The sequence below is a fragment of the Luteibacter sp. P4_E6 genome (assembly GCF_056401535.1).
Map to the genome: position 1 here is coordinate 1 of NZ_JBFUJE010000028.1, position 21157 is coordinate 21157.

The following is a 21157-nucleotide window of genomic DNA, read 5'->3' on the forward strand; positions in this document are numbered from 1 at the left end:
GCCTGGTGGTGGCACGAGCACGGCTGCAACGAACTGGCGGACAGCGGCGACTTCCTCGCGCTGTCCATCCGGATCAACGGCGAGAACAAGGATACGGGCCTGCCCAACGGGTGGGACGACCGCCAGGAGCTTTGGGCGAAGGCACAAGCCGCCCTGGTGGCATAACTATGGACACGCACATGGCAGAACCAATCAGCGCCGCGATCGGGGTCAAGCTCTCGACCATGGTTGCTGGCTTCGCCGGCGGCGTCGTCAGCCTCGCCTTCCTTCAGGGCCTGACCCGGAAGCAGGCGCTTCTGGCCGTGCTCGTCGGTTGTCTCACCGCGGTCTATCTGACGCCGGTGGCCGTTTACAAATTCGGCGTCGGGCCCGAGCTCGAGAACGGGACCGCGTTTGTCCTGGGCCTCTGCGCCATGAACCTGATCCCGCTGATCAAGAAGGCCTTGGCCGTACGTGCCGAGCGCCTCGCTGACGGCGACGATCAGAAGAAGGGCACCCCATGACCATGAGCAGCTCCGTCGACGCCGCGATCCTCGCGGTCATCCTCGCGCTCGCGTTCGAATCACTGCGCCGCGTGACGTTCTATCACCAGCCGCTTCAGACGGTCGTGTTCCTCCTGTTGTGCGTGGGCTCGTTCGGCAAGATTGCGAGCAGCCTGGACGGTGCGCAGACCCCATGGTGGGCGATCGCGATGCACGCCGGTTTCATGATCTACGCGGTTCGCCACTTCGGCGCCGCAGCCTGGAGTTTGGCCCATGGCAAGTCTGCTGGAAGCGCTCTTCGCCGCAATCCTGAGCTGGTGGGCCAAGCGCAAGGCAGCCAGCAACGTCGAGACCGCGAATGACCATCAAGCCGAAGCTAACGCCGAGGTCGCCCGGGAAAGCGATACGACTGAGCAGCGCCTCGAAGACAGCCGCGCGCGTAGCGCTCGCGATGTGTCTGCCGTTACTGCTGCTGGGGGTGATGCTCCTGCTGACGTGCTGCGCCAGCGCGCCATCGTCAACGAGGCGATCGCTCGAGCCAATTCCGGCGGTGACCTGTGATGAGCACGCTCCTGTCGAACACCTTCCGAGCTATCCGGAACCGGATCCTCGGATCTTCCGCCCCGTCACGAACCTTGACGACGCCCGCATCGTTATCGCCGGCTACAGCGCTGACAGCGTCAACCAGCAAGCCTGGGCCGTCGCCGCTGCCGGCGTCGTCGAGCGAGAACGTGCCAAGCGAGTCCGTACCGCCCACTGCCTCGACGCCTACCGGGCTCGTGGCGTCATCCTCTGAGGAACCCCGTATGAACCTTGCCGCCATCTTCAAGTCGCTTACCCTGATCACCAGCATCATGCCGCTGATCAGTTCGTTCATTCAGCAGGTCGAAGCGCTGCTGCCGTCGGCCCCGGGCACCGCCAAGCTGCAGGCCGTCGTCGCCGCGGTGAATGCCTACCTGGTGAAAATCGAGGCCGATGTCGACGTGATCGCCGCGGCCAAGTCGGAGCTCGCCCCGATCATCGCGGGCCTCGTGGCGCTCTACAACGCTTCCGGGTTGTTCAAGAAGGCTGCGCCTGCTCCTGCTCCTGCCGTGGCCCCTGCCGCTCCGGTCGTTGCTGGTGGTGCCGCTGCTCTCCAGCCCGCCACCTGATCGCTCTCCGGCCCCATCGTCTTGCGGCGGCATGGGGCCGGGATATCCTTGGCCAGCCGAATGGACGGCACAAGGAGTAGGGAATGAGCGATTTCAAGGTGGGGTCTCCCGTGAAGCTAAACGGAGGCAGCCCAGGCATGACGATTACCGCGAAGTCGGCGTCAGGCGATGGCGGCGGCAATCGGTGGCTCTGCGAGTGGTACGTCGAATCTCTCGGGAAGTTCCACACCGACACCTTTCCCGAGGAAGCGTTGAAGATAAACGCTTACCCCGATTGAGTTGGAGCCGCCTTCGGGCGGCTTCTTCGTTATGGCCCCACAGGTTTCCCCATGCGACCGTTACCGCCAGCCACTCTCGGCCAATTCGTCGAAGGGGCGGGATGGCCTGACTCCTTCGCGCCGGCTACCGAAGTACTGGAGTGGGCCATAGGCACCTTCGTCACGGAAGGCGGTCACCTCTTTAACGAGGACCACGCTCACCTCAGACACGCGACTGTCGCTTTTCTATGGGCGGCCTCTGGGTTCGAGAAGCAGGGGCGTTCCGTCCTCGGCCAGTGCGAAGAGGTCACGTTCCGGTGTGGCCCTTGGCAGAAGGGAAGGCAGGAGCAGCAGATGCTTCACTGGTTCGGCCTTGTGCCGGATTTCCTGATCACTCTCGCCGCCGACTACTGCTCCGTTTGCTCGGAGGCCGAGTTCTGCGCGCTGGTGGAGCACGAGCTCTACCACATCGGTCACGCCAAGGACGAGTTCGGCGCCCCCAAGTTCACCAGAGAGGGTGGGCCCAAGCTCGGCATGCGCGGCCACGATGTCGAAGAGTTCATCGGAGTGGTCCGTAGGTATGGAGCCAGCCCGGACGTGGCGGCGTTGGTCAAAGCGGCCAACAGCCCGCCTGAGGTGGCGAGAATCAACATTGCGAGGGCGTGCGGGACCTGTCTGCTCAAGTCTGCCTGACCCCAAGACAGACCTTAGACGGAACCTGACCTATGGCCACGCTGAAGAACGAGGTCAAGGCCTTCATCGTGCAGGCCCTGGCCTGTTTCGACACGCCGTCGCACGTGGCAGCCGCCGTCCGAGAGGAATTCGGGCTTGAGGTGAGCCGGCAGCAATGCGAAGCGCACGACCCCACAAAGCGAGCAGGGCGTGATCTGGCGAAGCGCTGGAGGGTCCTGYTCGAGGACACGCGCAAGCGCTTCCGCGAGGAGACCGCCGAGATCCCCATCGCCAACCGCGCCTATCGGCTGCGAGCGCTTGGGAGGATCGCCGAGAAGGCCGAGGGGATGCGAAACCTGTCCCTTGCCGCTCAGCTGCTTGAGCAGGCGGCGAAGGAAGTGGGCGATGTCTACGTCAACCGAAGGATCGAGCCTGATAAGCCGCTCGTGCCTGGCGTGCCGGAAGGGGCGTCGACCGAGTACGTGCTGAGGCCCGACGAAGATGTACCTGCTTCCCCGTACCTCTGATTCACCGGTCCAGCTCACGCCGAAACAGGCAAACATCTACGTTTGGGGCTTCCAGCCCTCCGCGCGCTTCCGTGACGCGGTGTGCGGCCGTCGGTTCGGCAAGACGTTCCTCGGCAAGGCGGAACTGCGGCGTGCGGCGCGGCTCGCTGTCGAGTGGGGCGTCAGCGTCGAGGACGAGATCTGGTACGCGGCGCCGACGTTCAAGCAGGCGAAGCGGGTCTTTTGGCGCCGGCTGAAGCAGTCGATCCCGGTTTCATGGCGCGCGTCGAARCCCAACGAGACAGAGTGCTCCATCACGCTCAAGAGCGGCCATGTGCTGCGCGTGGTGGGCCTGGACAACTACGACAACCTGCGCGGCTCCGGCCTGTTCTTCGTCCTCGTCGACGAATGGGCGGATTGCCCGTGGGCAGCCTGGGAAGAAGTCCTTAGGCCGATGCTGTCGACCTGCACCTACACGCTTCCGAGCGGCGAGGTGCGCAAAGGCGGCCACGCGCTCAGGATCGGAACGCCGAAAGGCTTCAATCACTGCTACGACACGCATCAGGACGGCTTGCCCGGTCACGAGCCTGACCACAAGAGCTGGCTGTACACGTCGCTGGATGGCGGCAACGTTCCACCGGAGGAGCTTGATGCGGCCCGTCGAAAGATGGACCCGCGCACCTTTCGGCAGGAATACGAAGCCAGCTTCGAGAACTATGCGGGCGTCGTGTACTACACGTTCGACCGTAACGAATGCAGGACGACCGAGCGGATCAAGCCAGGCGAAGCGCTCCACATTGGCATGGACTTCAACGTCATGAAGATGAGCGCCGTGGTCTACGTGATGCGCGGCGAGTTGCCTCTGGCATTGGACGAGTTCCATTCGGTGCGCGACACGCCGGACATGATCGAGAAGATCAAGGCCCGGTTCCCGGAGCACGGGATTGCCGTCTATCCGGACGCCAGCGGCCAGAACACGAGCAGCAAGAACGCCAGTGAGTCGGATCTCTCGCTGCTGAAAAAGGCCGGCTTCACCGTCGTGGTGGACTCGACCAACCCGAGCATCAAGGACAGGGTCAACTCGCTCAACGCGGTGTTCCTGAACTCGTACGGTGAGCGCCGACTGAAGGTCAACGTCGACCAGTGCCCGAACTTCACCCAGTGCCTCGAACGTCAGATCTACGACGACAAGGGCCAGCCCGACAAGAAGGGTGGTTTCGACCACATGAACGACGCCGGCGGCTACTTCATCGCCAAGCGGTTCCCGATCAAGACCGTGGATTCGTCGGTCGAATACCTCGAAATGTGAGAACCGAATGATCGCTCCTGTCCGCAAGACCAGCGCCGCCGTCGATCGCATGGCAGCCAACTGGCCCATGCTCGACGCGCTCATGGCGGGGACCACGGACATGCGTGCGGCCGGAAAGGCGTACCTCCCGCAGTGGCCGAATGAGTCCGACTCCAGCTACAAGGCGCGCCTGGTAACCGCGGTGCTGCACCCGGCTTATCAGCGCACCGTCGAGGTGCTCGCAGGCAAGCCGCTGTCCAAGGCGATCACGTACAAGGACCTGTCCGCGCACCTCGAAGAGTGGACGCAGAACATCGACGCCGAAGGCCGAAGCCTTCATGCCTTCGCCGGCGACCTGATGACGGACTGCCTTGCGAAGGGCATTTCCGGCGTGCTGGTCGATTACCCGCAGGCGTCCGAGGTGAAGACCAAGGCCCAGGAGCGCGAAGCCGGTATCCGGCCGTACTTCGTTCGTTACCCACCGGGCACTGTGCTGGGCTGGAAGGCGAAGCGGGTCAACGGTGTCATGCAGCTCCTGCAGCTGCGTCTGCTGGAAGCCGAAACCGTCGACGATGGCGACTTCGGTGAGAAGACGGTCGAGCAGGTGCGGGTACTGACGCCCGGCAAGTGGGCCGTCTGGCGCGCGAAGCCGATGAAGCCCGACGAGTGGGAAGAAATCGATAGCGGCGTCACCAGCCTGAAGGTGATCCCCTTCGCCTTCTTCTATGGCGTCCGGACCGGTTTCGGCGTCGGTACTCCTCCGCTTCTCGAGCTGGCACACCAGAACATCGAGCATTGGCAGAGCAGCAGCGACCAGCAGACCATCCTGCACGTCGCCCGTGTGCCGATCCTCTTCATGAAGGGCTTCGACGCCAAGTCAAAGATCAGCATCGGCGCAGCGAGCGCGGTGAAGAGCGAGAACGAGAAGGCCGAGATCAAGTACGTCGAGCACACTGGTGCCGCCATCGCGGCGGGGCGCCAGTCGATCCTCGACCTCGAAGAACGGATGCGGCAGGCCGGTGCTCAGATGCTGGTGCGGCGTGCCGGCAAGGTTACTGCTACCCAGGTCATCGGCGAGGAGAGCGTCGATCAGTGCGTGCTACAGCGCATCACCGAGGTCTTCGACACGTCGATCGAGCAGTGCCTGCGCTTCATGGCGATGTGGATTGGCGAGCCGTTCGATGGATCTGTCGAGCTTTACAAGGACTTCGGTGCCGCCGATATGGGCGAGGCGTCCGCACAGTTCCTCCTGACGATGTCGATCGCCGGCAAGCTATCCAACGAGACCTTGTTCAAGGAGATCCAGCGACGCGATCTCGTCTCCCCCGATGTCACCTGGGACGACGAGAAGAAGCGCCTGCCGGCTCCTGAGCCGCCGAACTAACGAATCAACGATCACCCGAGAAGCCGGCCTTGTGCCGGCTTTTCTCTTTGCCGCGACGCGGATGCGAAGCGGTGCCCTCGGCCGGATGGCCTGTCCACAGGTTGGAAAACCACCATGAAATTGAAACTCGATGAGCAGGGCCACGTTGTCGTGGTCGATGGCAAGCCGGTCTACACGCACGACGACGGGAAAGACATCCCCTTCGACGCGCCGCAGGCCATGGGCAAGATCTCCGCGCTGAATGGTGAGTCCAAGACCCACCGCGAGCGTGCCGAGACGGCGGAAAAGACGATCAAGACCTTCGAAGGCCTCGATCCGGAAGCCGCGCGCAAGGCCATCGACACCGTCTCCAAGCTCGACCAGAAAACGCTGGTGGATGCCGGCAAGGTCGATGAGGTCCGCACCGAAATCACGAAGGTCTATGACGTGAAGCTGGCGGACGCGAAGAAGGCAACCGAAAAGCTCGAGGCGGAACTCCGCAACGAGAAGATCGGCGGCAGTTTCGCGCGCTCCAAGCTGATCGCCGAGAAGCTGGCCATCCCGGTCGATATGGTCGAAGCCCGTTTCGGGTCGGCCTTCAAGATCGAGGACGGCAAGGTCGTGGCCTACGGCACCGACGGCAACAAGATTTTCAGCCGTCTTCGCCCTGGTGATTCGGCGGACTTCGACGAAGCCCTCGAACTCCTCATCGAGCAGTACCCGAACCGTGACCACATCCTCAAGGGCAGCGGCGCCAATGGCGGCGGTGCGCAGGGTGGCGGCAACGGTGGCGGTGCAGGAAAGAAGCAAATCAACCGCGCCGCGTTCGACACGCTGTCGCCTGCTCAGCAGCAGGAACACGTGAAAGCCGGCGGAACCGTGACCGACTGAGGAACACCCCGTGGCGAATACGCTTACCGCGCTCATCCCCGACCTGTACGAGGCGCTCGATGTCGTCTCGCGCGAGATGTCGGGCTTCATCCCGGCGGCAACGCTGGACTCCTCGGCCGAACGTGCCGCCCTCAACCAGACCGTGCGGATCCCGATCACGCCGGCCGCCGCTGCCGAGGACATCGTCCCTGGCCAGCTGCCGCCCGACGACGGTGACCAGAACATCGGTAATAACCAGATCGTCATCAGCAAGTCGCGCACCGTGCCGTTCCGCTGGAGCGGTGAGGAGCAGAAGGGCGTCAACAGCGGCCCGGGTTACGCCAACATTCGCCAGAACCAGATCCAGCAGGCGATTCGCACGCTGGTGAACGAGGTCGAGACGAACGTCGGCACCCTGGCGACGCTCGGTAGCCCGTCCCGCGCCTGGGGCACGGCTGGCACCACGCCGTTCGCCACGGACCTCAGCGATCCGGCCAACGTCCTGAAGATCCTGAAGGACAACGGCGCGCCGACAAGCGACCTGCAGATGGTGATCGACACCACCGCCGGCGCGAAGGTTCGCTCCCTGGCTCAGCTGACGAAGGCAAACGAGGCTGGCACCACGCAGCTCCGCGAGCAGGGCACGCTGCTGGACATCCACGGCTTCAAGCTGCGCGAGTCCGCTGGCGTGGGCCAGCACGTGGCCGGCACCGGTGCCGCGTACGTCACCAACGGCGCTCTCGTCGCTGGCGCCGTCACGATTCCGGTCCAGACCGGCACCGGCACCATCGTGGCGGGCGACGTGATCACCTTCGCGGGTGATACCAACAAGTACGTCGTCGCGACGGCCCTCACCGGCGGCAACCTGACGATCTCGGCCCCGGGCCTGCGTAAGGCTGTCGCCACCGGCACCGCGGTCTCCGTGGGTGCCGCCTACACCGGCAACATCGCCTTCAGCCGCTCGGCGATCGTCATCGCCACGCGTGCCCCGGCGCTGCCGGAAGAGGGCGACTCGGCCGCCGACCGCATGCTGATCACGGATCCGCGTACGGGCCTGACGTTCGAAATCGCCATGTACCTGCAGTACCGCCGCGTCCGCTACGAAGTGAGCCTTGCCTACGGCTGGGCGAACATCAAGCCGGCGCACACGGCGCTGTTCCTGGGCTAAGCCCGTCCGGCAGTGGTGTGGCGCTCGGCTTCGGCCGGGCGCCAGATCATGCCCAGTGAGGACATTTCCATGAGCGAGAACACGAACGCAGCGGACGAACTGCTGGCCCAAGGCCAGAGCATCGTCTCCGGGCAGGCCACGGATGTCATTGCCGCAGTACCAGGCATCAAGGACGTGCAGCTGCTCAAGGCGGCACTGATCGCCGAGCAGGCCGGCAAGGTGCGCGTGACGGTCGTCACCGCGATCGAGGACGCGATCAAGGCCGCCGAGGCACCGCAGGACAGCGGCAGCAACGAGGGGAACGGCACCGGCACCGGCACCGGCACCGGCGCCGGCGCCGGTGATGGCACTGGTGATGGCGTCAAGCCGCCAGCCGGCGCGGAAGCCGTTGTCTTCGTCGACATGGTGCTCGATGAGCCCCAGTTCGAAGGTGGCCCCATCACCGCGCAGGTTCACCCCGACGAAGTGCAGAACTACGCCGCGGGCGGTTGGAAAAAGGAGGCGTAAGCCATGTTGACGGCAGCCCAGAAGTCCGACGTTCGCCGGTTCGCGGGCTACCCGATGCTGGCGGACTCCGTCGCCGACGACACTCGCGACTTCGCCTATGGATGGGTGACGGCGGGTGTCTGGAACACGCTTGAGCACCGGCTCAACAACATGCGTCCTGAGGAAGAGGCGACGCTTACGACGGTTTACCTGGCGCAGCTGACGACGCTGGAAACAGCCATCGTCGGTGCCAGCGACAACCTCGACACGGATGTCGCCGCGGTATGGACGCGCAACCGCCGCGAGGTGATCGACCGGCGTGACCTTTTCGACGACTGGCGCCGGCGGATGTGCTTTTTCATCGGCATCGCCCCGGGTCCGTCACTGGGCAGTGATGACGGGACGGTCTGCGTAGGGCGGAACTGATGGACGGCGACAAGCTCCAGGCGAAGATCTACTACGGCTACGCGCAGTCGGCGAAGCGCATCGGCCTGACCTTCACGCAATACCGGCCGACCGATGCGATGTTGCCGATCGACGTGACCAGCTTCGTCGGTCCGATCCTGGCCAGCTTCAACGCCAAGGACATGAAGTACGGCAAGGCGAACGACCACGCGAAGCCGCTGTGGTACTGCCTTGCCGATGGTCGACTGCTCGCGGTGGGGGACTACCTGACACGGAACGGCTCGACGTTCTTCATCGCCGGCATGCAGCCGCTGCTCCCGATCCTCGCGGTCGAGTGCAACCGGGTCATGTCGTTCTTCCGGCCTCAGCAGCAGGCTGGCGTGGGAGCGGTCGGATACGGCGGCAACACCATGGAGAACCAGAAGCCGATCGCGCAGGGCTTCCCTGCGTCGGTCCTGCAGGGCACGAAGGGGGAGAGGAACGACACGGCGCTGCCCGGGGACGTGAAAGTCCCGTGGTGGGCCATCCTGATACCGTCGTTGCCCGGTGACGCGCAGCTGCGCACGGATGACGTAGCGATCGACGAGAACGGCCGGCGATATGTCCTCGCCAGCTGCGAACAAACGGACCTCGGTTGGCGGATCACCGCGGCAGAGGCGGGCACCTGACGTAGGAAAGCACATGGCAGACCTCACCGACGTGCAAAACGCCGTCGTCGGCCTGCTCGCGCAGGCGCTCTACCCGAACGGCACGGCGCAGGCATCAGCCACCGGCGACGCGACGATCATCTACCCAGGCTGGCCGCAGGCTTCGCAGCTCGATGCGGACCTCGCCGGCTTCTCTAACAGCAAGGGCGGACGGGTACACGTCTCGGTCTTCCCCATGACCGGCGAGACGCTTCAGCCGGCTTACTCGAATGCCTGGGCCCCGCTGAGCCAGCAAGCGGCGACGGTAACTACGTCGATCGCGGGGCAGGCAATCACCTTGGGCGGCACGGTGGGCGCGGCGCAAAACGTTGCTGTGGTCGCCGGAGGCCAGGCTTACACGTATGCGGCGCAAGGGAGCGACACGCTCACGAGCATCGCTACAGCGCTCGCGGTGCAGATACCTGGCGCGTCGAGCAGTGGTCCCGTGCTGACCATCCCTGATGGGGTAAAGGTGACCGCGGCGCGCGCTGGCGGTACTGGCGTCATGCAGCGCGAGCTGCAGCGTCGTAAGCGACCGGTGCAGGTCACCATCTGGGCCGATACCCCCGCGCGACGTGACGCGTGCGCCAGGATCCTCGACATAGCCCTCGCGGCAGTAGAGTTCGTGGCCTTGCCTGACCAGACGGGTGCGAGGTTGATCTTCCAGACGAGCCACCAGATCGACGCCACCCAGAAGGCCAACCTGTACCGCCGTGACATCATCTACAGCACCGAGTATTCGACGACGCAGACCCTGTCCGCGACGGAATTGGTCGTCGCGCAGGAAACGATTCAACTCAGCGTCGTCGGAGCCACGGCCCCGGCCGCTACCAACACCATTTCCCAATGAGGGCGCCATGGCACGACATCTGATCGTCTCCGAACCGTTCCGCGATTACACCCGCGGCAGCCGCATCACCGATCCCAAGGAGATCTCGGCGATTCTGGAATCCGACCAGGCTGGCCATGTGCTGCCGATCGAGGTCGAGGATCCGCCGGCCCGCACCCCTCCACCCAGCGCAGCGGACTAAGTCCCTCGCCCCATCACCAGTGAGCCCGCCCAGTGCGGGCTTTTTTTATGCCCGGAGACACCCATGACTCAGATCGTCCAGCAGGGCGCAATCAACACGACCGCGCTGATCGTCCCCGACCTTTACGTGCAGATCGTCCCGCCGGCGGTCTCGCAGCTCAACGGCGTCCCGACCAATCAGCTTGGCATCGTCGGTACGGCATGCTGGGGCCCGGTCAATGCGCCAGTGGTTCTGGGTGACAGCGCCGCCTATGCCCGCCAGTTCGGCGCCATCCAGAACCGAAAGTACGACCTCGGCACGGCTGTTGCGATCGCAGTGCAGCAGGGTGCGAACAACATCGTTGCCGTACGCGTCACCGACGGCACCGACACGGCCGCGAGCGGCGCGCTGGCGACGAACATCACGTTTACCAGCAAGTACACCGGCACCCTGGGTAACTCGGCGACCGTCCAGATTGCCGCGGGTAGTGCCGCTTCCAGCTTCAAGGCAATCGTTTCGATGCCGGGCCTCGTTGCTGAGGTGTTCGACAACATCACGGGCACTGGAAACGCGTTCTGGGTCAATCTGGCCCTCGCGATCAACAACGGCCAGTACGGCGTACGGTCGGCATCGCAGATGATCGTCGCCACGGCTGGCGTTGGCACCACGGCACCGGCTGCGGGCACCACGCCGCTCACTGGTGGCACCGACGGCGCCACGACGATCACCTCGGCGGTGATGATCGGCGTCGATACGGTGCCCCGCAAGGGCATGTATGCGCTTCGCAGCAGCGGCGCGAGTGTCGCCATGCTGGCCGACGTTGACGACCTGACGACCTGGTCCGTGCAGGTGGCCTATGGCCTGTCGGAAGGGACCTACATGATCTGCGTCGGCCCCGCCGGCGACACGATCGCGAACGCGGTGACGACGCGGGCTTCGGCGGGCGTCGATAGCTACTCGTTCAAGCCGATCTTCGGCGACTACTGCTACTGGGCCGATCCTGTAGCCCAGGTGACCCGCCTGGTGTCGCCGCAGGCATTCTGCGCCGGCCGGCTGGCAAACCTCGCGCCTCAGCACTCGAGCTTGAACAAGCCGATCTACGGCGTGGTGGCTACGCAAAAGACCAGTCAGAACCTGCAGTACTCCAGCGCCGAACTCCAGACGCTCATCCAGTCGGGCTGGGACGTGCTCACCAACCCGGTCCCGGGTGGCAGCTACTTCGGTATGCGTGTCGGCCACAACGGCAGTTCGAACCCCGCAACACAGGGCGACAACTACACCCGCATGACCAACTACATCGCGGCCACCATCGGCGCCGGCATGGGTAAGTTCGTCGGCCGCCTCCAGTCGGTGGCATCGAACGATCCGCTCCGTGCCGAAGTGAAAGCCACGCTGGATTCGTTCCTCCAGAACATGGTCGATCAGGTCCAGCTCGACAGCTTCACCAACCAGTGCGACCTGAAGAACAACTCTCCGTCACGCATCGCGCTGGGCTATTTGCAGGCCGATGTTGCAGCGAAGTACCTGTCGGTAGCCGAGAAGTTCATCGTCAACGTGCAGGGCGGCCAGACGGTCGTCACCAAGCAGACGCTGCAGTCCTAAGCGGGCAGCGGTTCAACGTCATCACCTAAGGGCGCCTCCGGGCGCCCTTTCTCTTTGGAGAGAACCATGCCCGCAAGCGGCTTTACCATCGGCAAGGACGTGACGATCAAGATCGTCACGCCGGCAGGTCCCTTCGACCTCCCCATCACGACGAAGAGCTTCGACAAGAAGCCGCGCTACAACACGCAGATCGGCGTCTATATCGCCGGCGAGGCGCTCGGCTTCAACGCTCCCATCGGCTGGGATCTGACGTTCACGATCGATCGATCCAGTAGCGTCGTAGATGATTTCTTCGCCGCGCAGGAAGCTGGCTACTTTGCCGGCCTGGACACCCTGACCGCATCGGTCACGGAAACCATCACCGAAGCCAATGGCTCGGTGTCTCAGTTCCGCTACACCAAGGTCATCCTCAAGCTGGATGACGCTGGTAACTACGTCGGCGACGCGAAGGTCAACCAGGCCCTCAGCGCGTTCGCCTCCCGTCGCCTGAAGGTCGCCTGATACCCATGTCCGAGCCCACTCTCACCGTTACGCAGTCCGGCGCCGACCAGGCGCCGGGCGACACCGCAGAGCCCGCCAAGCCGGCGCCGACACCCACTCAGCAGTTCATCGACCGGGCAAAGGCGGAGGCTGTGATTACCGACCCGAAAGGTCGAGTAATCGTCCTCCGGAAGCCGGGCGTCCTGGCGCAGTACCGTCTTGTCGACATGCTCGGCCATTCGGCATCTAACCAGGCCTACATGGGCATGGTGATGCCGCTGACCTACGTTGGCAGCATCGATGGCGATGACGTGTCCATCGGCACGAAGCGCGAGCTCGAAGCGCTGATCGTTCGCCTGGACGAAGCAAGCATCTTCGCAGTTGCCAAGGCGGTCGAGGCAAACTTTGGCGAGCAGGATCCGGAGGCGGATCAGGCAGCGCTAAAAAACTAGCGACGGCCCCGGCGATCAAGGAATGCCTGTGGCTGGTAAAGAACGGCATTCCTTTCGACGTGGCCTTCTCGCTGGATGACATCACGCGCGGTGCCTTCTCGATCGCCTTCAGCGAGATGGAGGGCAGCGAGTTCGACTGGCACACGATGAGCTTCAAGGAACAGAAATGAGGTCCTTCGATAGCTTCGGCGAGTTCTCAGAGCACCTTCTAAGGGTCGGGGCGGCGACGACCATCGCCCTCCACCTGGGTGTGAAAGAGGCGACCAAGGAGATTGAGAAGGCGGCGAAGGCCGAGATCGGCGTGTATCAGGACGGTGTTGGGTCCGACAGGGGTGGAATCGGTGCGATTCCGCCCTGGGCGCAGCTGGCCGAGTCCACGGAGCGCCGGAAGGAGATCATGAACTTCCCTCTGGATGCCCCGCTGCTGGCCACCGGAGAGTTCCGCGACACAATCACGAGCGAGGTTATCGGGCTCAAGGGCGTCGTCGGGACGACCGATGAGCGCGGCGTGTGGTTCGAGTTGGGCACACCGAATATGCCACCCCGCGCCGTTTTCGCCCCAGCTGCCATCCGTCTGGAAGACAAGGTGCTACGGATCCTCGAGGATGCAGCCGCTGCCGGCGTTATCGGTGGTGACTGGCTGCACGCCCCGCTGTCGAGGGACTGACAGCGGCGGGGTTCTCTGTGGCGTGAGCAAGAGCCAGCAGGCCGACAAGCGTCAGGAAGGCGACTTGCCACGCGGTGCGCTTTCGCCTCGCCGAGGCACCCATCAGATGAGCAGGGTGATCAGCGTGCCCGGAATCGCGGCGAGCGCGGCGAGCACAAACAAGATGGCAACGGGCGGCTCGCCCTTCCTCGGTGCCAAGGCCATGGACAGAGCGTGCACGACAATGATCAGCGCGCCGACGCCAGCGGCGACATCGCCGAGCTGCTCACGGATCTTTGGCCAATTGCGGTTCGTCCGGGTCTTCGGCTTAACGCGCGGGACGGCGTATTGGACGAACGAAAAACGGTCCGCCAGCCAGTCCTGAACCCTCATTCGTAAAGGCATTCGCATGTTCGAAGCATACAAGATCGGCGTGCGTATCGGCGTCGTGGACGCCACGGGCGGCGGCATCCTCAAGTTGGCCGCCCAGTTCGCGACGGCGGAGAAGAGCGCCAAGGGCCTCCTGAGCACCATCGAAAAGATCAACGCGGCAACGCGCCGTGGCTTCGGCAACTGGGCAGAGGGCGCAGCCAACGGCTACGAGCGGGCCAGGCGTTCGGCTGATAGCTACGCCGCATCCGCTGAGCGCGCGGCACGCGCCGGTGGTATGTCCACCATGGGAGGCGGTGGCGGTGGCCTGGTGGCCATGGCTGCCTTCGCTGGCGCCCGTGGCGGATCGCCGGCCATGCAGCTGTCTGGCCCCGCACAGCGGTTCCTTGGCGGACCCGGCGGTGGGGCGCTCGCTCTTGGTGGCCCTCGTGGCCCCGGCGGTGGTAGCTGGCCAGCTATGCCCGGATCACCTGGTGGCGGTGGACTCGGTCCGTCGGCATTCACGACTGCGGGTTGGGGCTGGGGCGGCGGCGGTGGCGCCGGAGGTGGGGGCGGAGGTGGGGGCGGGTCGGGGTTCGGCGGCGGCCTCGGTGGTCTCATTGGCGGCGCCATGCTGGAGCGTAGCGGAAAGGCCATGTTCGGCATGCTCGGCGGCCCGATCGACAAGGCCTCCGAGTACGAGCAGGCCGTGACCCGCTTCAAGCTCTTCGGCATGTCCGACGAGGTCAACAAAGAAGCCGTGAAGTTCGCCAACGGCATGCACATCGCCGGCACGTCGATCATCGACGCGATGAACAACATCACGGAGGCGCAGGGCGTTTTCCGCGAGTCCGGCTTGGGCGGAAAGGAAGCCCTTGCCGGAGCAAAGCTCGCCGCGCCCCTTCTCTCCAAGATCGCGTTCGCAACTGCGGGCCTGGACGGTGAGTCTCAGGCACGCATGCACACGCAAAGCCTGTCGATGCTGCGCTTCATCGAAATGCGGGGCGGCCTGAAGGATGCTACGACGTTCAACAGCATTGCGGATCAGGGCTGGAAGGCTATCCGCAGCTCCGGTGGCAACGTCGACTGGGAACAGATGCGTCAGTTCATGGCGCGCGGCGGTGTCGCAGCACAGGGCCTCGGCAACGAGGCTTTGTTCGGCAAGCTCGAGCCGGTTATCGGCGAGTTGAAGGGCAGTACGGCGGGTAACGCGTGGATGACCTCCTATAACCGCCTCGTCGGCGGCGTGCGCGTGCCGAATCAGGTGGCACACCTGCTCGCAGACAACGGCATCTGGGATAAGTCGAAGATCGAGTGGAACTCGCAGGGTGGCATCAAGCAGTTCCGCGGCAACCCGCTCAAGGACATGACGACCTTCGCGTCTGACCCTGTCGAGTTCTACGAAAAGAACATCTTGCCGATGTACGCCAAGATGGGCATCACGTCGGCGGTGGATAAGGGCCGCGAGAATACGATGATCTTCGGCCGCACCGGCGGCAACATGTTCAGCCTCATCGACCGTCAGCTGGCTGCAATCCATCATTCTGATGAAGCACAGAAGAAGGCCCTGGGCATCGACGATTCGGTGACTGCCGAGGGCAAGACGTACCGCGGCACGCTCATCAAGGCGCTCARGGAGCTGGAAACGGCCTCTGTGCGGCTTGGCGCCGTAGTCCTGCCACTGTTGGTGAAGGGTCTCAACTTCGTCACGCCTCTCATCGAGAAGATGGCGACGTGGATCGGCAACAACTCGACACTGACGAAGGGTCTGGTGATCGTTTTTGCATCGCTCGCAGGTCTCGCGGTGGTGGGTGGATCGCTTCTGGCCGTCGGCGGCGCACTGACGTTGATCGGTGGGGCTTTGGTGGCTGGCGGAGGTCTTGCCGTCGGTCTCGCAGCAGTCGGGTCAGTGTTGCTGTGGGTGTCTGGCATTGCGGCGGCGATTGTTGGCGGCGCAGCGGCCGGCGGATGGCTCAACGATCACGCCATCAATCCTCTGGTGAAGAAGATATCTGGCGGCAAGTACAAGTCGCTAGGTGATGCCGCCTATGGCGACCGAGACAACGACCTCGCGGGCGGAAGCGGAAAGCACGACCTCCGGTTCGAGAACTACGTCGACGGAAAGTGGGTTCCTAAGCCGAATCTCGTCAAGCCCGGTACGAGGAACGGTTCGGGAAGCGGAGTCGGAGACGTTTATGTCGACGGTAAGAAGCTCGGCAAGGTCATGGCGCCGCATCTGGCTGACCAGCTCAGCGCGCCGCAGCGTGGTTCCAACTCGTTCGACTTCACTGCCTCGCCGGCACCCGTCGGCATGACACAAGCACGCTGACAGGAAACCCATGGCTTCGACGACCGTAACGCTTGGCGACTTCGTGTTCGCCGGCATGGAGATGCCCGAAAGCCTTCGGTTCGGCGGCACCCAGGCACTCGTGGTGCACCGGCTGATCGGTGGCCAGAAGGTCGTCGATGCCATGGGTCCGGACGACGCCCCGCCGGAGTGGGGTGGCTGGTTCCGTGGTGAGAATGCGCTGGCGCGCGCGCGATATCTGGACACGCTTCGGAAGCAGGGAAAGGCGCTCACGTTCACGTATTCCGAGTTCCGTTACCTGGTACTCATCAACTCGTATACCGCGGACTTTCAACGCCCGTACCAGATCCCCTACAGGATCTCGCTGGAGGTGGTCGAGGACCTGACGGCTCCAGTGACTGTCATCGCCCCTTCGTCGATCGACGATGTGATGGGTGATGACATGAGCACGGCGAACGGCCTCGGTGGCCTGATCGGTGACGGCATCCTCTCGTCCCTGCTCGGAGGGCTCGATACCGCGATCAGTGCGGTATCAAGCTTCGCCAACGCCTCAACATCGGTCATCAATAGCGTGTTGGCGCCGATCGCTGCTGTGCAGGGTCGCGTTTCGACGCTGATCGCAAGCACGGGAAACAGCATCCAGAACGTTGGAACGCTTGGCGGTGTGATCCCGGGCACGCCGATCGGTCTTTCGTCGTCGGCCCTCGCCACCCAGGTGACCAGTTTTAACAGCCTGCCAAACATGTACGCACTGCAGAACGTCGTCGGCCGGATGGGCGCCAACCTGGGGTCGGTGTCGGGCAGCGTACGCCCCGTCACCACGTCGGGCGGAAATCTCATGGATATGGCCGCGACCGCCTATGGAGACGCGTCCTCGTGGACTGGCATCGCAAAGGCCAATGGTCTGACCGACCCGGTTCTGGTCGGCACGCAACAGATAGCGGTCCCGCTTCGACCGGACACCGCAGGGGGCATTCTCGGTGGCTGAAACGACGACGCTAGATTCAGTCGCTGCCGTCGTCGATAAGTCGGCGGATTCGGCGCGAACGCCTCGGGGCATGGTGATGATCGCTGGAGTAGCCTCCCCGGCGTGGGTGGACTTCGAGGTCGACAGCAACAGCTTCCATGAGGCGGACACTTTTACGGTGTTGCTCGCTATCAAGGAACTGAAGGCGCCACAGGATCTTCGCTGGTTCCTCGATCAAAGCACGATGAGTGTGGAGATCCTCGCGGGCTTCCCGCAGAACCCCGAAAACTACGGGTCAGCAGACCTCACGTCATGGATAACCGGTAACGTCGACCAGGTCGATTTCGATCCCTCGGGTAGGACAATCACCCTCACTGGCCGAGACCTCACGTCCCTTCTGATCGATGCCAAGACCTCAGAGAAGTGGCAGACACAGACGGCGAGCGAGATCGCCTCGACGCTGGCCAGCCGGCATGGGCTTACCCCGGTGGTCACGGGGACGACGACCACGGTGGGCCGGTATTACCAGATCGACCACGTGTCGATGACATCCACGGACACGGAATGGGAGTTCCTGACCTGGCTCGCCGTGCAGGAAGGCTTTGTGGTCTACGTGAAGGGCAAGGAGTTGCACTTCGAGCCACGGCCGGACCCTGACGATGCCAACGTCTTCGAGGTCGAATGGGAAGAGCCTGACGACGAGTTCGGCTACTTCCGGTCAAACACCAAGCGCCTCGGCTTCAGCCGGACGTTGACGGTGGGTAAGGGTGCGGTCGTGCAGGTGCGGTCGTGGAACCAGAAGCAGAAGACCGGCTTCACCGCGACTTATCCGGCCTCGCATGCCAAGGGCATCAAGCCAGGGTCGTCGAGCGCGCCGGCGCAGGTCTATTCCTACGTCATTCCCAACCTGACGCAGGAGCAGGCTAACCAGCGCGCACAGGCGCTTTACAACGAGCTGATCAAGCATGAGATGCGCTTCAACGCAGACCTGCCAGCCGATGACGCTCTCGACTCTACTTGGATGGCGAAGGTCACCGGGACCGGCACCATTTTCGACCAGAAGTACTACATCGAGAGCGTGAGTCGATCGATGTCTAACGGTGGCGGCTACGGGATGTCACTCCGCGGCAAGAACCATTCCGACCAGACGAGCCCGATCCCATGAGTAGCCGCCTCGATAACGCGATCCGTGGGGTGGCATCTCGCGCCGGGCAGGGCAGGACCGGGACGAAGCTCGGCATCGTGACCGCTTACGACCCAGCGCGCTATGCGATCAAAGTGAAGTACCCGCCGGACGACGTTGAATCGGGCTGGATTCCTCTCGGCGCGCTAATGGTCGGCAACGGGTACGGAATCCTGGCGCCGCCTGCGATCAACGATCAGGTGAAAGTCGAGTTTCAAGACGGCGCGCTGGACGCCGGTGTCGCCGGGCTCACACTGTTCAACGACGTTGAGGTGCCTCCGAAGGTCCCCTCAGGAGAGATTTGGGTACTCCACAAGTCAGGGGCGTTCTTCAAGCTCACCAACGACGGAAAGGCGTCGTTCTCGGATGCTCATGGCGCGTCGGTGACGCTCAACGGGGACGGAACGATCACCTCGGCTGGGACGTGGACGCACACAGGGGCATTCAACGTGCACGGTGACCAGGCTCACACCGGGTCGATCACATCGAACGGCAAGCACGTCGACGACACGTTGCGCGTCTCTGGCATTCAGACTGGCACTGGTGTGTCGGGCGAACCTATATAGGAATCAAAGTGCCGAACCTAACCGACATCGACCACTTCTGGGGAAGCGACGCCGGGGTCTCCGCAACGGCCGATCTGGGCACTGTCGAGGTCACGTCCCGAGGCCAGCAGCGGGTATTGCGCCGCCTTCTTACAAACCCGCGAGCGATCCTGCCCGATGGCTCTGTACTTCCGCCCGACTATCCATTCCACGCTGACTACGGCGCGGGCCTCCCGCGATATATCGGCTTGGCCGTGGACCCGGCAGAGATCGTCGCCCTGATCCGGGGACAGATCCTCCTCGAGGATTCGGTGGCGAGGACGCCGGCACCGCAGATAACCGTCGCACAGACACCCGGAGTCCTCTCGATCTCCATCAGGTATACGGACGCCGCGACCAGTACGCCGGCGACGCTCTCGTTCAACGTCAACTAGTGAGCCATCATGCCCAGCGTCAATTCGAAGAGCTTCACCCAGCTGGTAACGGACTTCGCGACGAGCGTCCAGGCCCGCGCTGTAGCGCTCACTGATTTCACCGTTGGCTCGGTCCTGCGGGCTCTCGCAGAGACGACTTCCAGCGTCGTCGTCTGGCTTCAGGGACTGATCCTTCTCCTGCTGGCGACCACCCGGGCGGCGACCAGTAGCGGTCCCGACCTCGACAGCTGGATGGCGGACTTCGACTTCGCGCGGCTCCAGGCTGCGTTTGCCGGAGGCCTCGTCACGTTCGCTCGGTTCACCCCGACGATGCAGGCCGTGGTCCCCATCAACGCGCTCGTTCAGACCACCGACGGCTCGCTTCGATATATCGTCGTGGTGGATACGACGAACGCCGCTTACAACGCGATCCTTGGCGGCTACGTCATACCTGCTGGCACGGTGAGCCTCAACGTCCCAGTCACGGCGCTGGTCGCTGGCGCTGCGGGCAATGCGGTGGCCAACTCGATTACCGTGCTGGCCCAGGCGGTGCAGTACGTCGACACGGTGACCAACCCGTCAGCCTTCACCTCTGGTGCCGACGCGGAGACGGACCCGGCCTTCCGCACGCGGTTCGTCGCTTACATCGCCAGCCTGTCGCGCGCGACGAAGGCGGCGGTTCTGAGCGCCATCCTTTCGCTGAAGGTCGGGGCGAGCGCTTCTCTGGTGGAAAATGCCGACTACAACGGCACTTAYCACCCGGGCTTCTTCTACGCCGTCGCCGACGACGGATCCGGCACGCCTGGCTCGACGTTCCTCGCTTCGGCGTCGAACGCGATCGACGCGGTTCGACCGTTCACCGTCGGATTTGCCGTCTTCGCGCCCGTGGTCGTTACCGCGAACGTGGCGATGGCGGCGACCATCGCATCTGGCTTCGATCCTACGGCCACGAAAGCTCTGGTGCAGTCGTCTGTGCTCGCCTACATCGCCGGCTTGACGCTGGGGCAATCGCTGCCCTACTCGCGTCTGGTGCAAGTCGCCTACGACGCGTCCCCTGGCGTGACAAACATCACGGGCCTAACGCTCAACGGTGGCACGGCCGACATCATGGCCACCGCGAAACAGCGCGTGCTCGGCGGAACGGTGACCGTATCGTGATCGGCGACTTCAATGACATCCTCGCGCGGCTGAAGGGGAAGCTCCCGTCGCGCTGGTTCGGCGGCACTGGGGACACGCTACCGGTCTTCGATGGTGTGCTGGCAGGGATTGCCGGCCTCCTGAGCTTTGTCTACACGCTTTACACGTACGCCAAGCTGCAGACCCGCATCATGAGTGCCACGGACGGGTGGCTCGACATGATTGCCGCCGACTTCTTCGGCCCTGGCCAGGTGACACGCAAGACGGGGCAGGGCGACACGTCGTACCGACTGGTCATCCTGGCCAACCTGTTTCGCGAGAAAGCGACCCGAGCTGCGATCGTAAATATCCTCACGTCCTTGACGGGCCGTGCCCCGAAGATCATCGAGCCATGGAGGCCAGCGGACACCGGCGGCTATGGGATACCGACCAGCGGCTATGGTGTCGCTGGCGCCTACGGCTCACTTTCGTTGCCCTATCAGGCCTTCGTCATCGCTTACCGGCCGGTGAGCAACGCGGGCATCGCTTCTGTGGCTGGATACGGGAGCGCACCAGCTGGTTACAGCACTGCCTCATGGGCGGAATACGCGTCGATGTCCATGGTCACCGGTGGAGTGTCTGACGCCGACATCTTCGCTGCGATCGATGCCGTGAAGCCCGCAGGAACGATCGTTTGGACGCGCATCAGTAACTGATCAACCCCTCAAGCAC

General features: G+C 63.8%; 28 protein-coding genes. 27 read left to right on the forward strand and 1 reads right to left on the reverse strand.

Features of this window, described 5'->3' with window-relative positions; genetic code table 11:
• Positions 1-167 precede the first annotated feature (167 nt).
• The 20 genes from AC1DT2_RS03650 to AC1DT2_RS03745 all read left to right on the forward strand — a co-directional run bounded on the left by AC1DT2_RS03650 (position 168) and on the right by AC1DT2_RS03745 (position 13545).
• On the forward strand, positions 168-503 hold the full coding sequence (locus tag AC1DT2_RS03650; RefSeq protein WP_477294388.1) for a hypothetical protein: 336 nt from the start codon (positions 168-170) through the stop codon (positions 501-503).
• A complete protein-coding gene (locus tag AC1DT2_RS03655) occupies positions 500-844 on the forward strand; it encodes a hypothetical protein (protein ID WP_477294390.1) in 345 nt (114 codons plus the stop codon). The genes AC1DT2_RS03650 and AC1DT2_RS03655 overlap by 4 nt, the downstream gene beginning before the upstream one ends.
• The gene (locus tag AC1DT2_RS03660) at positions 841-1278 is read left to right on the forward strand and encodes a hypothetical protein (protein ID WP_477294392.1); all 438 of its coding nucleotides are present in this window, start codon (positions 841-843) and stop codon (positions 1276-1278) included. Before AC1DT2_RS03655 ends, AC1DT2_RS03660 begins: the two co-directional genes overlap by 4 nt.
• A gap of 10 nt (positions 1279-1288) precedes the next feature.
• Positions 1289-1633 carry a hypothetical protein gene (locus tag AC1DT2_RS03665; protein WP_477294394.1) on the forward strand — a complete coding sequence of 115 codons (345 nt, stop codon included), beginning with the start codon at positions 1289-1291 and terminating at the stop codon, positions 1631-1633.
• An 83-nt stretch (positions 1634-1716) separates the two neighbouring features.
• Complete coding sequence (locus tag AC1DT2_RS03670) at positions 1717-1911, forward strand: DUF2158 domain-containing protein (RefSeq protein ID WP_477294395.1); 195 nt, start codon at positions 1717-1719, stop codon at positions 1909-1911.
• A gap of 51 nt (positions 1912-1962) precedes the next feature.
• Positions 1963-2583 carry a putative metallopeptidase gene (locus AC1DT2_RS03675; protein WP_477294397.1) on the forward strand — a complete coding sequence of 207 codons (621 nt, stop codon included), beginning with the start codon at positions 1963-1965 and terminating at the stop codon, positions 2581-2583.
• A gap of 32 nt (positions 2584-2615) precedes the next feature.
• Positions 2616-3089 (forward strand): DUF2280 domain-containing protein, encoded by a 474-nt coding sequence (locus tag AC1DT2_RS03680; RefSeq protein WP_477294399.1) that lies wholly within the window; start codon positions 2616-2618, stop codon positions 3087-3089.
• Complete coding sequence (locus AC1DT2_RS03685) at positions 3064-4377, forward strand: phage terminase large subunit family protein (RefSeq protein WP_477294401.1); 1314 nt, start codon at positions 3064-3066, stop codon at positions 4375-4377. Before AC1DT2_RS03680 ends, AC1DT2_RS03685 begins: the two co-directional genes overlap by 26 nt.
• Positions 4378-4384: 7 nt before the next feature.
• Positions 4385-5740, forward strand: coding sequence for a DUF4055 domain-containing protein (locus AC1DT2_RS03690; protein WP_477294403.1), 1356 nt, complete (start codon positions 4385-4387; stop codon positions 5738-5740).
• A gap of 114 nt (positions 5741-5854) precedes the next feature.
• On the forward strand, positions 5855-6610 hold the full coding sequence (locus tag AC1DT2_RS03695; protein ID WP_477294405.1) for a DUF6651 domain-containing protein: 756 nt from the start codon (positions 5855-5857) through the stop codon (positions 6608-6610).
• A 10-nt stretch (positions 6611-6620) separates the two neighbouring features.
• On the forward strand, positions 6621-7757 hold the full coding sequence (locus tag AC1DT2_RS03700; RefSeq protein WP_477294407.1) for a major capsid protein: 1137 nt from the start codon (positions 6621-6623) through the stop codon (positions 7755-7757).
• A 69-nt stretch (positions 7758-7826) separates the two neighbouring features.
• Positions 7827-8264, forward strand: a complete 438-nt coding sequence (locus tag AC1DT2_RS03705; RefSeq protein WP_477294409.1) for a hypothetical protein — start codon at positions 7827-7829, stop codon at positions 8262-8264.
• A 3-nt stretch (positions 8265-8267) separates the two neighbouring features.
• Positions 8268-8669 (forward strand): hypothetical protein, encoded by a 402-nt coding sequence (locus AC1DT2_RS03710; RefSeq protein WP_477294411.1) that lies wholly within the window; start codon positions 8268-8270, stop codon positions 8667-8669.
• The gene (locus tag AC1DT2_RS03715) at positions 8669-9316 is read left to right on the forward strand and encodes a hypothetical protein (protein WP_477294413.1); all 648 of its coding nucleotides are present in this window, start codon (positions 8669-8671) and stop codon (positions 9314-9316) included. The genes AC1DT2_RS03710 and AC1DT2_RS03715 overlap by 1 nt, the downstream gene beginning before the upstream one ends.
• A gap of 13 nt (positions 9317-9329) precedes the next feature.
• A complete protein-coding gene (locus AC1DT2_RS03720) occupies positions 9330-10184 on the forward strand; it encodes a hypothetical protein (RefSeq protein ID WP_477294415.1) in 855 nt (284 codons plus the stop codon).
• Between the two features lie 7 nt (positions 10185-10191).
• The gene (locus AC1DT2_RS03725; RefSeq protein ID WP_477294417.1) at positions 10192-10365 is read left to right on the forward strand and encodes a hypothetical protein; all 174 of its coding nucleotides are present in this window, start codon (positions 10192-10194) and stop codon (positions 10363-10365) included.
• 63 nt (positions 10366-10428) lie between these two features.
• On the forward strand, positions 10429-11946 hold the full coding sequence (locus tag AC1DT2_RS03730) for a phage tail sheath C-terminal domain-containing protein (RefSeq protein WP_477294419.1): 1518 nt from the start codon (positions 10429-10431) through the stop codon (positions 11944-11946).
• Between the two features lie 66 nt (positions 11947-12012).
• Entirely contained in the window at positions 12013-12447 is a 435-nt protein-coding gene (locus AC1DT2_RS03735) for a hypothetical protein (protein ID WP_477294421.1), read from the forward strand.
• Positions 12448-12452: 5 nt separating this feature from the next.
• Positions 12453-12878, forward strand: coding sequence for a hypothetical protein (locus tag AC1DT2_RS03740; RefSeq protein WP_477294423.1), 426 nt, complete (start codon positions 12453-12455; stop codon positions 12876-12878).
• 166 nt (positions 12879-13044) lie between these two features.
• Entirely contained in the window at positions 13045-13545 is a 501-nt protein-coding gene (locus AC1DT2_RS03745; RefSeq protein WP_477294425.1) for a hypothetical protein, read from the forward strand.
• A gap of 102 nt (positions 13546-13647) precedes the next feature.
• On the opposite strand, the gene AC1DT2_RS03750 is transcribed toward AC1DT2_RS03745, so the two are convergent.
• Positions 13648-13950, reverse strand: a complete 303-nt coding sequence (locus AC1DT2_RS03750; RefSeq protein WP_477294427.1) for a hypothetical protein — start codon at positions 13948-13950, stop codon at positions 13648-13650.
• Here AC1DT2_RS03750 and AC1DT2_RS03755 point away from each other — a divergent pair.
• The 7 genes from AC1DT2_RS03755 (at position 13934) to AC1DT2_RS03785 (ending at position 21141) form a co-directional block, all read left to right on the forward strand.
• Positions 13934-16222 (forward strand): phage tail tape measure protein, encoded by a 2289-nt coding sequence (locus AC1DT2_RS03755; RefSeq protein ID WP_477294429.1) that lies wholly within the window; start codon positions 13934-13936, stop codon positions 16220-16222. The genes AC1DT2_RS03750 and AC1DT2_RS03755 overlap by 17 nt on opposite strands.
• 10 nt (positions 16223-16232) lie before the next feature.
• The gene (locus AC1DT2_RS03760) at positions 16233-17189 is read left to right on the forward strand and encodes a hypothetical protein (RefSeq protein WP_477294431.1); all 957 of its coding nucleotides are present in this window, start codon (positions 16233-16235) and stop codon (positions 17187-17189) included.
• A gap of 76 nt (positions 17190-17265) precedes the next feature.
• The gene (locus tag AC1DT2_RS03765; protein WP_477294433.1) at positions 17266-18333 is read left to right on the forward strand and encodes a phage late control D family protein; all 1068 of its coding nucleotides are present in this window, start codon (positions 17266-17268) and stop codon (positions 18331-18333) included.
• On the forward strand, positions 18330-18917 hold the full coding sequence (locus AC1DT2_RS03770; protein WP_477294435.1) for a phage baseplate assembly protein V: 588 nt from the start codon (positions 18330-18332) through the stop codon (positions 18915-18917). The genes AC1DT2_RS03765 and AC1DT2_RS03770 overlap by 4 nt, the downstream gene beginning before the upstream one ends.
• An 8-nt stretch (positions 18918-18925) precedes the next feature.
• Positions 18926-19330, forward strand: coding sequence for a hypothetical protein (locus AC1DT2_RS03775; protein WP_477294437.1), 405 nt, complete (start codon positions 18926-18928; stop codon positions 19328-19330).
• A gap of 9 nt (positions 19331-19339) precedes the next feature.
• Positions 19340-20467, forward strand: coding sequence for a baseplate J/gp47 family protein (locus AC1DT2_RS03780; RefSeq protein WP_477294439.1), 1128 nt, complete (start codon positions 19340-19342; stop codon positions 20465-20467).
• A complete protein-coding gene (locus tag AC1DT2_RS03785) occupies positions 20464-21141 on the forward strand; it encodes a hypothetical protein (protein ID WP_477294441.1) in 678 nt (225 codons plus the stop codon). The genes AC1DT2_RS03780 and AC1DT2_RS03785 overlap by 4 nt, the downstream gene beginning before the upstream one ends.
• Positions 21142-21157: the final 16 nt, after the last annotated feature.

Bases quoted from the DNA above. Each gene is read 5' to 3' on its own strand.
- AC1DT2_RS03670 (WP_477294395.1), top strand. From the start codon at position 1,717: ATGAGCGATTTCAAGGTGGGGTCTCCCGTGAAGCTAAACGGAGGCAGC.
- AC1DT2_RS03715 (WP_477294413.1), top strand. From the start codon at position 8,669: ATGGACGGCGACAAGCTCCAGGCGAAGATCTACTACGGCTACGCGCAG.
- AC1DT2_RS03760 (WP_477294431.1), top strand. From the start codon at position 16,233: ATGGCTTCGACGACCGTAACGCTTGGCGACTTCGTGTTCGCCGGCATG.
- AC1DT2_RS03720 (WP_477294415.1), top strand. From the start codon at position 9,330: ATGGCAGACCTCACCGACGTGCAAAACGCCGTCGTCGGCCTGCTCGCG.
- AC1DT2_RS03705 (WP_477294409.1), top strand. From the start codon at position 7,827: ATGAGCGAGAACACGAACGCAGCGGACGAACTGCTGGCCCAAGGCCAG.
- AC1DT2_RS03710 (WP_477294411.1), top strand. From the start codon at position 8,268: ATGTTGACGGCAGCCCAGAAGTCCGACGTTCGCCGGTTCGCGGGCTAC.
- AC1DT2_RS03690 (WP_477294403.1), top strand. From the start codon at position 4,385: ATGATCGCTCCTGTCCGCAAGACCAGCGCCGCCGTCGATCGCATGGCA.
- AC1DT2_RS03695 (WP_477294405.1), top strand. From the start codon at position 5,855: ATGAAATTGAAACTCGATGAGCAGGGCCACGTTGTCGTGGTCGATGGC.
- AC1DT2_RS03660 (WP_477294392.1), top strand. From the start codon at position 841: ATGACCATCAAGCCGAAGCTAACGCCGAGGTCGCCCGGGAAAGCGATA.
- AC1DT2_RS03730 (WP_477294419.1), top strand. From the start codon at position 10,429: ATGACTCAGATCGTCCAGCAGGGCGCAATCAACACGACCGCGCTGATC.
- AC1DT2_RS03665 (WP_477294394.1), top strand. From the start codon at position 1,289: ATGAACCTTGCCGCCATCTTCAAGTCGCTTACCCTGATCACCAGCATC.
- AC1DT2_RS03770 (WP_477294435.1), top strand. From the start codon at position 18,330: ATGAGTAGCCGCCTCGATAACGCGATCCGTGGGGTGGCATCTCGCGCC.
- AC1DT2_RS03655 (WP_477294390.1), top strand. From the start codon at position 500: ATGACCATGAGCAGCTCCGTCGACGCCGCGATCCTCGCGGTCATCCTC.
- AC1DT2_RS03740 (WP_477294423.1), top strand. From the start codon at position 12,453: ATGTCCGAGCCCACTCTCACCGTTACGCAGTCCGGCGCCGACCAGGCG.
- AC1DT2_RS03650 (WP_477294388.1), top strand. From the start codon at position 168: ATGGACACGCACATGGCAGAACCAATCAGCGCCGCGATCGGGGTCAAG.
- AC1DT2_RS03735 (WP_477294421.1), top strand. From the start codon at position 12,013: ATGCCCGCAAGCGGCTTTACCATCGGCAAGGACGTGACGATCAAGATC.
- AC1DT2_RS03745 (WP_477294425.1), top strand. From the start codon at position 13,045: ATGAGGTCCTTCGATAGCTTCGGCGAGTTCTCAGAGCACCTTCTAAGG.
- AC1DT2_RS03765 (WP_477294433.1), top strand. From the start codon at position 17,266: ATGATCGCTGGAGTAGCCTCCCCGGCGTGGGTGGACTTCGAGGTCGAC.
- AC1DT2_RS03675 (WP_477294397.1), top strand. From the start codon at position 1,963: ATGCGACCGTTACCGCCAGCCACTCTCGGCCAATTCGTCGAAGGGGCG.
- AC1DT2_RS03725 (WP_477294417.1), top strand. From the start codon at position 10,192: ATGGCACGACATCTGATCGTCTCCGAACCGTTCCGCGATTACACCCGC.